This window comes from Streptomyces sp. NRRL WC-3742, from assembly GCF_000720635.1.
Classification (GTDB): Bacteria; Actinomycetota; Actinomycetes; order Streptomycetales; family Streptomycetaceae; genus Kitasatospora.
This window is the reverse complement of the sequence record NZ_JOCF01000061.1, coordinates 14,282-25,698: the sequence shown is the minus strand read 5'-3', so window position 1 is coordinate 25,698 and position 11,417 is coordinate 14,282. Positions and strand designations below refer to the sequence as shown.

13 protein-coding genes are annotated in these 11,417 nt (G+C 69.7%); 1 reads left to right on the top strand and 12 read right to left on the bottom strand.

All coding sequences use genetic code 11. The features are described 5' to 3' along the window. Nucleotides 1–64: 64 nt before the first annotated feature. The 9 genes from IH61_RS0129155 to IH61_RS0129110 form a co-directional block, all read right to left on the bottom strand. Nucleotides 65–1,096 (bottom strand): HAD-IIIC family phosphatase, encoded by a 1,032-nt coding sequence (locus tag IH61_RS0129155; RefSeq protein WP_037973511.1) that lies wholly within the window; start codon nucleotides 1,094–1,096, stop codon nucleotides 65–67. A 38-nt stretch (nucleotides 1,097–1,134) separates the two neighbouring features. After that, the gene (locus IH61_RS0129150) at nucleotides 1,135–2,304 is read right to left on the bottom strand and encodes an acyl-CoA dehydrogenase family protein (RefSeq protein WP_234327381.1); all 1,170 of its coding nucleotides are present in this window, start codon (nucleotides 2,302–2,304) and stop codon (nucleotides 1,135–1,137) included. Then, nucleotides 2,301–2,558, bottom strand: coding sequence for an acyl carrier protein (locus IH61_RS0129145; protein WP_031075209.1), 258 nt, complete (start codon nucleotides 2,556–2,558; stop codon nucleotides 2,301–2,303). The genes IH61_RS0129150 and IH61_RS0129145 overlap by 4 nt, the downstream gene beginning before the upstream one ends. A 47-nt stretch (nucleotides 2,559–2,605) precedes the next feature. Next, nucleotides 2,606–3,457, bottom strand: a complete 852-nt coding sequence (locus IH61_RS0129140) for a 3-hydroxyacyl-CoA dehydrogenase family protein (RefSeq protein ID WP_031075207.1) — start codon at nucleotides 3,455–3,457, stop codon at nucleotides 2,606–2,608. 11 nt (nucleotides 3,458–3,468) lie between these two features. Further along, nucleotides 3,469–5,586, bottom strand: a complete 2,118-nt coding sequence (locus IH61_RS43295) for an FkbM family methyltransferase (protein WP_051838291.1) — start codon at nucleotides 5,584–5,586, stop codon at nucleotides 3,469–3,471. 240 nt (nucleotides 5,587–5,826) lie between these two features. Next, nucleotides 5,827–5,952 carry a hypothetical protein gene (locus IH61_RS49740; protein WP_267884074.1) on the bottom strand — a complete coding sequence of 42 codons (126 nt, stop codon included), beginning with the start codon at nucleotides 5,950–5,952 and terminating at the stop codon, nucleotides 5,827–5,829. Next, entirely contained in the window at nucleotides 5,949–6,608 is a 660-nt protein-coding gene (locus IH61_RS47265) for a hypothetical protein (RefSeq protein ID WP_158845394.1), read from the bottom strand. Before IH61_RS47265 ends, IH61_RS49740 begins: the two co-directional genes overlap by 4 nt. Continuing rightward, nucleotides 6,593–7,507 carry a hypothetical protein gene (locus IH61_RS0129120; protein WP_031075201.1) on the bottom strand — a complete coding sequence of 305 codons (915 nt, stop codon included), beginning with the start codon at nucleotides 7,505–7,507 and terminating at the stop codon, nucleotides 6,593–6,595. The genes IH61_RS47265 and IH61_RS0129120 overlap by 16 nt, the downstream gene beginning before the upstream one ends. Nucleotides 7,508–7,950: 443 nt before the next feature. Further along, nucleotides 7,951–8,454 carry a hypothetical protein gene (locus tag IH61_RS0129110; protein WP_031075199.1) on the bottom strand — a complete coding sequence of 168 codons (504 nt, stop codon included), beginning with the start codon at nucleotides 8,452–8,454 and terminating at the stop codon, nucleotides 7,951–7,953. A gap of 127 nt (nucleotides 8,455–8,581) precedes the next feature. Here IH61_RS0129110 and IH61_RS0129105 point away from each other — a divergent pair, with 127 nt between their 5' ends. Continuing rightward, nucleotides 8,582–9,190, top strand: a complete 609-nt coding sequence (locus IH61_RS0129105; RefSeq protein WP_031075197.1) for a TetR/AcrR family transcriptional regulator — start codon at nucleotides 8,582–8,584, stop codon at nucleotides 9,188–9,190. Here IH61_RS0129105 and IH61_RS0129100 read toward each other — a convergent pair. From IH61_RS0129100 to IH61_RS0129090, 3 genes are all read right to left on the bottom strand, one after another. Then, the gene (locus IH61_RS0129100) at nucleotides 9,187–10,029 is read right to left on the bottom strand and encodes a phytanoyl-CoA dioxygenase family protein (protein ID WP_107057259.1); all 843 of its coding nucleotides are present in this window, start codon (nucleotides 10,027–10,029) and stop codon (nucleotides 9,187–9,189) included. The genes IH61_RS0129105 and IH61_RS0129100 overlap by 4 nt on opposite strands. Before the next feature lie 10 nt (nucleotides 10,030–10,039). Continuing rightward, nucleotides 10,040–10,180, bottom strand: a complete 141-nt coding sequence (locus IH61_RS47260) for a hypothetical protein (protein ID WP_158845391.1) — start codon at nucleotides 10,178–10,180, stop codon at nucleotides 10,040–10,042. Nucleotides 10,181–10,552: 372 nt separating this feature from the next. Beyond that, nucleotides 10,553–11,392, bottom strand: a complete 840-nt coding sequence (locus IH61_RS0129090) for an RNA methyltransferase (protein ID WP_031075193.1) — start codon at nucleotides 11,390–11,392, stop codon at nucleotides 10,553–10,555. Nucleotides 11,393–11,417: the final 25 nt, after the last annotated feature.

Below are 11,417 nucleotides of genomic sequence, written 5' to 3'. Positions count from 1 at the left end.
ATCCGTCTCGTCTCCCAAGCCGAGCGCGTGCGCCGGTCCCCCGTCTCGTCGTTCCGGGGCGGCGTCAGTCCAGGACCTGGACCGTCATGTACGGCGGGTCGTCCTGGACCCGCGAGAAGTCGTTCTCCAGCACGGACACGCCGTCGCGCTGCTCCGCCCGCTCGACCTCGCGGAATCCGGAGAACTTGTAGGTGATGTACATCGTCCGGTTGCGGTCGGTCGGGACGAACTCGGCGCGCAGCCGAACCCCGGCCGAACTGGCCTTCCGGATCAGGTGGTTGAGCAGTACGGACCCGACGCCGCGGGCCATCACCCGGCAGGACATCAGCAGCAGCTTGACCGTCCAGACCGTTTCGCCGCGCTCCACCAGGGCGAGGCCGATGGTGCCGTAGCCGCCGTAGACGTCCTCCAGCTCGGCGACCAGGAGCTCGTGGTCGTCCGAGGTGCGGAAGGCGTCCAACTCCTCGTAGGAGTAGGTGTATCCGGTGGCGTTGAGCTGGTTGGTGCGAACCGTCAGCTCCTCGGCCCGCTGGAGGTCCTCCTCCCGGGCCGGCGCGATGGTGAAGCGCATGGCGAGCTGGGCGAGGAACTCCTCCGAGGTGCCCTGGTGGCCCTCCTCGGCCTGCTTGCGCTGCTCGTCGGCCCGGTACAGCTCGCGCCGGGCGCGGGAGTCGGTGGTCACGAACCGCGGGTTCATCCGGGGCAGTTCGGTGATCGACGCGGCCTCGGCGGCGTCCACGCAGAGCACCTGCGGGTGGGCGAAGGCGACCTCGTCCCGCTCGAAGGGCTGGTCGTCGACGAAGGCCAGGGTGTCGATGCCGATGTTGAGGCGGCGGGCGATCTCCGCCACCGCCTCGGACTTGCGGCCCCAGCCGATCTGCGGGTGCAGGAAGTACTCGGCGACGCCGAGTTCGGCCAGTTTGGCCATCGCGGTGTCGTGGTCGTTGCGGCTGGCGACCGAGTGCAGGATGCCGCGCTCGTCGAGGGTGCGGATCGCGTCCAGCACGGCCGGGCGCAGCCCGACCTCGCCGTCCTCCAGCAGCACCCCGTCCCACAGGGTGTCGTCGAGGTCCCACACCACGCATTTCACCGTCATCGGTCTCTCCTCACTCGTCACTCGTCGCTGGTCGCTCGTCAGGCGGCCCGCACCGGGCGGCGGGCCCGGGCGGACTCCTGGAACGCGTACTCGGCCAGGCCCACCTGGTGGAGCTGGGTGCTGCCCTCGATGACCTCCATGACCCTGGCGTCGCCGAGCAGCCGCTGAACCGGGTAGTCCGGGCCGCAGCCGTTGGCGCCGTGGATCTGCACCGCGTCGGAGGCGGCCCGCACGGCGGCGGTGGCGGCGAAGTACTTGGCCGTGGAGGCGGCCGCCAGCGCCCCCGGGTCGCGGGCGTCGCGCAGCCGTCCGGCCTCCAGGCAGAGCAGCCTGGCCGCCTGCCGGTCCGCGTACATCGCGCTGATCATGCGGCGCACCAGCTGGTGGTCCCGGATCGGCGCCCCGAAGGTCTCCCGCTGCCCGGCGTAGTCCACGCTCGCGGCGAGCGCGGCGTCCAGGATGCCGACCGAGCCCCAGGCGACGGTGTAGCGGCCGAGGTCCAAGGCGGCGCCGGCCACGTGCGAGACGCCCAGGCCCGGGCGGCCCAGCAGGTTCTCCTCGGGCACCTCGCAGCCGTCGAACCACACGTCGGCGGTCATCGAGGCGCGGATGCCGATCAGCCCGGTGATCAGGCCCGTCCGCAGCCCCGGGGTGCCGCGCTCGACGAGCACGGCGGTGGGGCCCTCGGCGGTGCGGCCGACCACCAGGAAGAGGTCGGCCGTCTCGCCGTACGTGATCCAGCGCTTGTGCCCGTCCAGTCGCAGGCCGCTCTCCGTACGGGTCAGCGCGGTGGTGACGGCGGCGGCGTCGCTGCCCGCCCCCGGCTCGGAGACCGCCAGCGCGGCCGTCACCTCGCCGGTGGCCAGCCGGGGCAGCCAGCGCTCGCGCTGCTCCCGGCTGCCCCAGCGCCCGATGGCGTGGGCCACCATGGTGTGGACGGTGAGCAGGCTGCGCACGGAGGAGCAGGCGCGGCCCAGTTCGCCCGCCAGCAGGCCGAGTTGGACGGCGTCGCGGCCCAGGCCCCCGTACTCGACGGGGATCGCCAGGCCCATCCAGCCGGTGTCGGCCAGCGCCTTGACCACCGCGGGCGGGGTGTACTGCTCGCGGTGGAACCCGTCGGCGTACGGGGCGACTTCGGCATCGGCGAAGGCCCGGAACTGCTCCAGGGCTCTTTCCTGGCTCCCCGTCAGATATCCCGCGCTGTTCACGAGGCGGCGGGTGCGGCGGCCAGCTTGCGGCCGACGAACGCCTCCAGGGCGCCGATCGAACGGAAGTTGTCCAGCTCCAGGTCCTCGTTCTCGACGGTCACGCCGAACTCGTGCTCGACGAAGGTGACCAGCTGCATCGCGAACATCGAGCTGACGAAGCCCAGCTTGAAGAGGTCGTCGTCGTCCTTGAGGTCCGTCACCGGGAAGAAGCCGGAGAGGTAGTGGGCGATCCGGGCCTTGGGGTCGTTGGCCATGGTTGCGGGTCCTGTCCTTTTCGTCTTCGTGGAGGGGTCAGTGCTGTTCAGTGGTAGCTGTGGAAGCCCTGGCCGCTCTTACGGCCGAGAAGGCCCGCGGCGACCATCTTCTTGAGCAGCGGCGCGGGCCGGTACTTGTCGTCGTTGAAGCTCTCGTAGAGCACCTCGACGGACTTGAGGATCGTGTCCAGGCCGATCAGGTCCGCCGTGGCCAGCGGGCCCATCCTGTGGTCGAAGCAGGTGCGGAAGATCCGGTCGATGTCCTCGGCGTTCGCCACGCCGTCCTGGACGAGGAAGACGGCCTCGTTGATCGTCAGCATCAGCACGCGGTTGGAGACGAAGCCCGGTACGTCCTCGACGACGATGCACTCCTTGCCCATACCGGCCAGGAACCGGCGCGCGGCGTCGATGGTCTCCGGCGTGGTGTGGTAGCCGCGGATCACCTCGACCATCGGCTTCATCGGCACCGGGTTCATGAAGTGCATGCCCACGACCTGCTGCGGACGGCCCGTGACGGAGCCGACCCGGGTGATGGAGATCGCCGAGGTGTTCACCGCGAACACCACCTCCGAGCGGCAGATCGCGTCCAGGCGGCGGTAGACCTCCTCCTTGATCCCCCAGTCCTCGGTGGTGTTCTCCACCACGAAGTCCGCGTCCACGAGCCGCTCGTAGTCCAGCGTGAACTCGATCCGGCCCATCACCTCGGCCGGGTCCACGTCACTGCCCGGGTTCAGCAGGCGGAACGCCCGCAGGCTGGTGCGCAGTTCGCGCTGCGCCTGGGTCAGGACGTCCTCGGAGACGTCCACCAGGATCACCCGGTGACCGGTCTGCGCGAGGTTCTGCGCGACGCCGACGCCCATGACTCCGGCGCCGACCACGCCGATCGTTGCGAATTCCATGCCCGCTCCCCCTACTTGGCTTCGTTACGCGTGGCGTAGATGTTGAAGATGTCCGTGCCGCGGTACAGCTCGTCCTGCTCCGCCAGCACCGTGAAGCCGTGGCCGCGCAGCAGCTCGGTCAGGTGCGCCACCCGGCCGTCGCCGTCGTGCGCCTCCAGCACCATCTGCCGGATCTTCGGCCAGTCCTCGTCGGCGATGCCGTCGATGACCTGCTGTTCGCTCTTCTGCACGTCGATCTTGATCAGGTCGATCCGCTCGATCCCCTGCTCCCGGATCACCGCGCTCAGCGGGCGCAGCGTCGCCGTGAACGGGATCGCCTCGAAGCGGACGTCCATCAACTCCTCGGCGTGCGCGGCCAGCTCCTCGAACTCCTCGGCGTCCGACTCGTCGCCCGCCTCGCGCTGGTTGGCGATGATCGTGCGCAGGTTGTGCTTCTCCTCCGCCTCGTCCGGGTGGAAGGAGGACATCCCCGAGGAGCGCGGGTAGAACGTGAACTCCGCCGTCCCCTCGGCGTCGGAGGCGCCCGCGTGGATCAGGGTGGCGTTCACCCCGTGGTCGGCGACGTTGCGGCTGAGCAGCTCGAACATCGGCGGGGCCGGCTCGAAGGTGAAGACCTTCACGTCCTTGGCCTCGTAGTGCGCGAACAGCGTGAACAGGCCGATGTTGCCACCGACGTCGACGACCGTCGCGCCGTCCTCGATGGTGATGCCGTGCTTGGCGTAGGTGCGGTGGTCGAAGATGTCCTCGTAGAAGTGCTTCGTCTCCGCCTCGTTCTGGTGGGTGACCCAGAGTCCGTTCGGCAGCTGGAAGCGCGGGCGCTCGGCGCTGCCCGTCTCGGACGTCGCCGCCTCCTTGACCACCTCCTGGCCGCTGCGCAGCGCGTCGATGACGGCGGCCATCTTGGCGACGGTCGGGGTCTCGTACACCTGCCGCAGCGTCAGATCCACCCCGAACGCGCGGGAGACGCGCAGCATCAGGCGGGTGGCGAGCAGCGAGTTGCCGCCGATCTCGAAGAAGCTCACGTCGACGGGGATCTCGTCGACGGGCAGCAGCTTCACCCACAGCTCGGCCAGCGCGCGCTCGGTGTCGCTGAGCTCGGCGTCGCTGCTGTCGCTCTTCTCACCGTTCAGCTTCGCCAGCGCCTCGCGCAGCACCTCGGTGTCGTCCCGGCGCTCCAGCGGGTGCCGCATGGACGCGACCACCCCGGCGCCGGTGCCCCGGGCGCCGGTGGCCAGGCTGCTCAGCGTCTGGCCCGGGCCGGCCTCCAGCAGGGTCCTCTCCGTGCCGAGCTCGCGCAGCCCGTCCGAGAAACGGACCGGGCTGACCAGGTGCTGGGCGAAGTAGCCGGGGTCGGTGGCCTGGGCGTCGGTGATCCAGGTGCCGGTCACGTTGGAGACGTACGGGATCTTCGGCGCGTTGAGCGTCAGCCCGGCGGCGAGCGCGGTGACCTGCTCGACCAGCGGGCGCATCATCGCCGAGTGGAAGGCGTGGGTCGAGCGGACGGGGCGTACGACGACGCCCTCGGCGCGCAGGCGCTCCTGCAGCTCCTGGATGTCCTCGGCGGGCCCTGCGACGACGCAGAACTCCGGGCCGTTGACGGCCGACAGCGACAGGCTCTCGCCGAGCAGGCCGCTCAGCTTCTCCTCCGACAGCATCACGGCGAGCATCCGGCCCGTCGGCGCGGCCTCGATCAGCTTCGCGCGGCGGGCGACCAGCGTCAGCGAGTCCTCCAGGGACAGCACCCCGGCCAGACAGGCGGCCACGTACTCGCCGAGGCTGTACCCGATCATCGCCTCGGGCTCGACACCCCAGGAGGCCCACAGCTTCGCCAGCGCGTACTCGACGGCGAACAGCGCGGGCTGCGCCACCTCCGTACGGTTCAGCCGGCGCTCCTGCTCGCTCTCCTCGGGCTGCGTGTCGCGGCCGAGCATGCGGCGCAGGTCCAGCTCGGGGGCGTTCTCCTGCTGTTCCTCGCTGAAGAGGACAGTCCGCAGGTCGAGCCCGAGCTCGGGCTCCAGCAGGTCGGCACAGCGGTCCAGCTCGGCGCGGAACACCGGGTGGTCGCGGTAGAGGTCCCGGCCCATGTCGAGGTAATGGTCACCGAGGCCGGGGAACATGAAGACGGTCATGCCACTCCTTGGACAAGGAAGCTAGAAGTGCGATCGACGCGGAAGCGGATCGCTCGGCTCGAAAAGAAGTTCCGGAGCCCCGGTTGGGCACAGTTCACCAACCCTGGAAACAGCTTCTTGGCTCAGCGGGAATTTGTCAAGCCCGGATTTCTCGGACGTTCTCCCGCCATTTCGGAAACACCTCTAGCCGACCATCTCCGAATTCCTTCGGAAACGATCGGCCAGAGGTTCTTGTTGAATTCACCCGAGAGTGTCGAGAACATCCTGCGGGTGGTAGTGGACGCGTCCGCAGACCTTGTAGCGGCGCCAGGAGTGCTTGTTCGCGAGCCAGTAGACGGTGCCGCTGGGGACCTTCCAGAGCGTCACGATGTCAGAGACGCGGAAGCCCTCCTCTGCGGGCGCAAGCTGCTCCAGCGTTCCGTGGGCCATGTGTGCTCCTTGGTGTGAGTGCAGCGGATCAGCGAGCCGGCGCGGGCGTCCTCCGGACGCAGGACGGCTTCGAGCTCACCCGGACAGTCGTCCTCCGGACAACGCGAGACGGTGATGCGACGGGTCGGCACGGCGGTTTCCAGTCGCTGCATCCGGGAGAACGCCCGGAACAGTTCATTCGCGAATTCACCGACCGCCGGATGCCGGTCGAGCCAGTTCCGGTGACGCAGCAGGAATTCGGCCATCGCGGGCACCGTGCGGTCCGGCGCAGAAACGTCGCGCTCGTCGACGACCAATTGCGACCAGGCCGCCAGGAATCCCCGGACATTGGCCCGCGCCTCGACGGCGCTGCTATTCAGCGGAATTCCGATGTTCCGCCCGCCGGAAACGCGCTCCACCTGCTTCGCCTGTGCGTTCAGCAGGCCGTCGCTGGCCCGGTACAGCTGGGGCAGCCGGCCGAGGCGATGGTGCACCCCGTTCCGGCAGGGGCGGCAGAGCAGCGAGCCCGGGTCGGCCGGGCGGGGCTGCGCCTCGCCGCCCTCCGGGTCGCGACCGCAGCCGACCGCCACACAGGTGGTTACTTCGGTGCGCACAGCTGTCCCCTTTCCGAGCCGAGCAGCCCGTGCCGGACGACACCGAGGCCCCGGACCAACGCGATCTCGTACAGTCGGCTGGCGAGCGCCACCTCCAGCCCGGGCACACCCTGGAGGTCGACCAGCACGCTCTCCCCCGCGAACTCCCACCCGGCACGCGGGCGCCGCAGCAACTCGCCGAGCGCCACCGGCCCCGGCGCGGGCCGCGAGGCCCGGCCGGCCCGCACGGGCTCGGCGACAGCGACCGGACGCGGAACGTCCGTGATCACGTGGCCGACCGCCCGCGTCAGCTCCTCGGTCGGCGCCTCGCCACTGGCATTCACCACCACCGCGCCGCGCGCGAGCATCCCCAGATCAACCTGCCGGTGCACGGCCTCGACCCCCGGGGCCAGCACCACCAGATCCGTCCCGAGCAACGCCCGGTCCAACTCGACCGGCCGGGAGAGCATCAGCCCCCGCTCAGCCGCGTGCGCCGCCAACTTCGGCGTCGGCCAGCCCTGCTCGCCCTCCCCGGGCCAGAGGGCCACCTCACCGAGGTTGACCACGTGGTTCACGAGTGCGGTCAGCACCCCGGCCACCGGAGCCCCGGATCCAATGATCGTCGCCGTAGCCACCCGCGCCGCCAGCAACTCCCGCGCCGCCAGCGCCGTCAGGGCCGCCACCGCCAACGAGCGAAGCACCGTGCGAGGCATCACACAAACCCCGCCGACCCGCTCGTCCTGCAACATCACCCGATCCGGCCGATCCGCTGGAGTCAACGTGCTCCCCCGCCGCAGATCCGGACTCTCAGCCCCGAGGACGCTGCGCCGCAGCGCCTCCGAAGCGAGTGCCACCAGATCCGCGTCGCCGAATGCGACGAGACAGTCGCGCTCGTCGATCTCCACCGTCGCGTAGCCCATCGGACGTGCCCTCCCTCGCCATGTGCCGGTTCCCTCCGCAGGACACACGATGGCCGGGCGACCTATCCGGGGCCTATCGGACAGGAGGAGAAGGGACCGATAGCGAAACGATGGCGCCCCGAGAGAGAGCTGTATTACGCGGCTTCCGCCTGGCCCAGCACGGCAGCACCCGGCTGCGCGAGCCAGACCAGCCGCGCAGTGAGCCCGGGCTGCCCTGCGAAGAGCCGAAGTACGCGCTCGGGCGACGCGAGGGTCATCCGCATCCGCCCGTCAATGCATCACCACCACGCCCGACATGCTTCGCGGCCTCCTGTGCGGTGCCGAGGCAGACGAGTTCGACCACCTGACCACGTGAACAAACGGGCCCGCCGCGAAGGTTCGCGGCGGGCCCGGAGAGCGGCCGATGTCAGCTGGCTCGAGGGAAGGTTGCTCAGGTAGAGCCTTTACTCGCGTCGGCCCGAAAATGAGGGGTGGTTCGCCGGCAGGACGCTGATCAGGTGAGCTTCCCGCACGGCAACAGGCTGGCTGCCGGACAACCAGACTCCGAACTCGTACTTGACCATGGGTACGAGGTGCACAAACGTGTGGAGCAGGGACAACAGGCTGAAGGTGCCGATCCAGCCTGCGACGGGGCTGTCGCCTGTGCCGCCGATGGCAGCCGCGAGCACGAACCCCCCAACCGTCGCCATGAGACCCGCCCGCAAAGCCATGATTCTCCGTCGCCGCCTGCCGAAGGCGACTTCCGGGCTGGCGACGCTGACCTCGACCTTCGTTCCACAGCGACCGCAGACCACCCCGACGGTCTCGACGCCGGACTCCGGCCGGTACGACTCCAGCGGAGAGAGAACGAAGCTGGTGGTGACTTTCACGGTGGAGTGCTTCGACTCGGTGCTCACACCGATGACGTGCCCGAGGCCGAGCCTCGACGGATCAAGGGCGATGTCCATGTTCCACTCCTGACGTTGTCGTGCCAAGTATGGTTCGCCGCATCATCGATGTGAAGCATTTTTCTAGAAAATCGTTCTAGTCCTGGCCGCAGTAAGCTGTCTACCATGGCAAACAGCATCACGGACCATGTCTCCTAAGCAGCAGCGCGGCGAGGACACCGTCGACCGACTCCTGACCGCCGCGCTTCAGGTGTATGCCTCGTCCGGCCAATCGGGATTCACGGTCAACGCCGTCACCACGGCCAGCGGTGTCAGCCTGGGCAGCCTCTACCACCACTTCGGCAGCTTCGACGGCCTCGCCGCCGCCCTGTACACCCGCTGCATGGAGCAGCTGTTCGACGAGATGATCGCCGCCCTGAGCCGGGCCCGGACCGCCCGGACCGGCGTGCGCGCACTCGTCACGGCCTACCTCCGCTTCACCGAACAGCGTCGGGACGCGGCCCTGTTCCTCCACGGCTCCGCCTACTCCGGCTACCTCTCGGCGCATGCGGACCGGATCCGCGCGGCCAAGGCCGCCAAGCTGACCGTGATCGCGGACTGGCTGCTGCCGAGGGTCGAAGCGGGCGAGATCGCACCCCTGCCCGGGCCCCTGATCGAGGTGCTGGTCATGGGGCCGGTTGCCGAGGCCGCACACCGCTGGCTGGCCAGCACCTACGACATGGACCTCGCCCAGGCCGCACGGATCCTGCCCGACCGGATCTGGCGATCCGTGCAACCGGACCAGGCCACAGCCTAGAACTCCCGCGGGTTTGGAGACGTCCTGCTGGAGTACTGGCTCACCCGGCCGGCGTGGCTCAGGCCGAGGCGGACGGCGCGCTCGACCGGGGTGTAGGTGCCGTCGGGGCGGTCGAGGTCGAGGGGGGCGGCCGAGTGCAGCGGGGGCTGGGCGAGGAACCTGGGCCGGGTGCCGTGGTTGGGCTGGGCGGCGTGGATCAGGAACGGGTGGCAGAGGTAGACGTCTCCGGCCCGCCCGGTGGCCAGCGCCAGCGGACGCTCAGGGGCATCGAGCCTGCCTGCGGTGTCCATGGCCCGGCAGAGTTCCATGCCGTCGATGCCGCGTTCGCCCACCGGCTCGAGGAAGGCGGGGACGTCCAGGTGCGAGCCGACCTTGATCCGGGTCGGCCCGTGGTCGGCGTCGACGTCCGAGAACAGGAAGAGCATCAGCAACGCCCGCTCACGGGAGCGGAGGTTGAGCCAGTAGCCGGTCTCCCCCTCCGGTGTGTAGCTGGCATCCATGTGCCATCCGGTGTCGCCGGGGTCGTCGGCGTGCGGAAAGCGAATGGGAAACGTTCCCAGGCCGAGACGCGGCAACCAGCGCCCCGGGCCGACCAGTTGGTCGAACGCGCCGTGCAGCCGCTCGGTGGTGGCGGCGCGCTGGAACGGAGCCTCCGCGTATCCCCACAGCCTGACCACCGGCTCGGTCCAGGTGGCGGGATCGTCCGGATCGCAACCGGTCTCACGCCACAGGAACGCCCGGCACTCATCGGCCAGCGACCGGGGGAACGCCTCTTCGAGGTGGACGAAGCCGTCGGAAACGAACCGGTCGATCTGATCCGGCGTCAGAACATCTCGCATGTCGCTACCTTCAATCGCCATCAATGGAGTCGAGCCCGGGGGCCGGGTGGCTGTCCGACCGGTCGACCAGGCCCAGGTGGTGCTCGAGCGCGAACCGGACGACGGCACGGTCGCCGGGGGTGCCGTGCGGCCCGGCGTTGGCGGCGGACACGACGGCGAAGTCGTGTACCGGGTGACCGGAAGGGGGTTCTCGACGCTCGTCACACCGTGGCAGGCGAAGGTCTCCCGGCCGTTCGCCCACACCCCCACGCCGACACCGGGGAGCCCGAGCCCGGTCGTGGTGGCCTCGACGAAGTCGGCCAACGCGCTGTCGGGCGGCGGCAGGCCGGTGTCGGCCCCTCTGGTGCCAGGGTCGCCCACTGTCATCTCCTCCTCCTCAGGCGGCTGGTTCGACCGAACCCGCGCCTCGGACACACCGGGGCGGCACAGGTCGTAGGACCGACGCTAGAAGGAGTGACTGTGGGTCAGCCCGACCTTTCGGGGCGAGCTTCGGTCGGGTCGAAGGGGACGGGACGGGTGTAGGTCAGGCCGGGCGCCTCACGGCGGCGAGCCGCTGGCGCGAAGCCTCGTACAGCACGGCGGTCGCGGCGTTCGCCGCGTTCAGAGAGCTGGCCGAGCCGCTCATCGGGATGCTGACCGTGTGGTCGCACAACTCCCGCCAGGCGTTGCTCAGTCCTGACGTCTCGTTGCCGATCAGCAGCAGCACCGGCCGGGTGAAGTCGAAGTCGAAGACGTCGCAGTCACCCTTCTCGTCGGTGCCGACCAAGGCGATCGGCTGCCCGGCCGCCCGCTGCCTTCCGACCCAGGCCATCACGTCGTCGGGCGACGGCACGCGCACGGCGGGCAGCGCGAACAGGGAACCCGTACTGGCCCTCACGGACCTGGGGTCGTACACGTCGGCGGCATGGCCCGAGACGATCAGCCCGTGCGCGCCGAAGGCGTCCGCGGACCTGATGATGCTGCCGATGTTGCCGGGGCTGGTCGGCCGGTCGAACAGGACGCCCAGGAAGTTGCTCCCGGCCCCTTGCAGCCGGCCCAGATCGTCGGCCGGCATCCCCACCACGGCGACCATCTCCGGCGCGCTCTCGTTCTTCTCCCCCAGATCCGCCAGCATCTCGGGTGCCATGGCGATCTGCTCGGCGTCGACCGTCCGCAGCAGTTCCTGCGCCCACCGCGACAGCTTCCGCTCGGCGTCGAATATCAACGCCCGTACGGGCCAGCCGTGTTGGACCGCCAACGAGATCGGACGTACTCCCTGCACCAGGAACTCGGCCGCCCGCGTCCGCTTGTTGCGGTTGCCGAGCAGCGATTCCCACTGCTGGAAACGCGCGTTGCGCGACATGATCCGCCGAACCGCCGGCACCTGACCCCCCGAAGTCGACCGCCCT